Genomic DNA, 355 nt, shown 5'->3' on the forward strand with positions numbered 1-355 from the left:
CCATTTCTACCTCGGCGCCCGTGGGGCGGAGCCGGTGCCGCTGAACTGGGTGCTCTCCAGCGGCATGGCGCGGCACGTGTGGCTTTCCGCCGGCAATGGCGATCCGGGGCGGGAGGCGCATGACGTGTTTGTCCGCGCCAATCGCTGCGAGGCGGCGCGGCTTGCCGGAACCGTGCGGCGGGAGGCAATCATGCCGGTGAGCTGCGCCGGGTTGCCCGGGTTCGGCACCGTCGCGAACGGCCCCGCGCCCCTGCCGGTTGTCGCGGCTCCGCCCGCCCCTTAGTTACCGCCGGCCATGGATCAGCCGCCGCCTTTCGCCGCGCTCGCGCACCAGCACGCCGTCTTCCCGGATGGC

At 73.2% G+C, this 355-nt stretch carries 1 protein-coding gene; it reads left to right on the forward strand.

The features are described from left to right. On the forward strand, positions 1–283 hold a 283-nt coding region (locus tag R5H29_RS07095), incomplete at its 5' end, for a hypothetical protein (RefSeq protein WP_332328970.1). Positions 284–355: the final 72 nt, after the last annotated feature.

The organism is Stenotrophomonas sp. A3_2 (genome assembly GCF_036624925.1).
Taxonomy (GTDB): domain Bacteria; phylum Pseudomonadota; class Gammaproteobacteria; order Xanthomonadales; family Xanthomonadaceae; genus Stenotrophomonas; species Stenotrophomonas hibiscicola.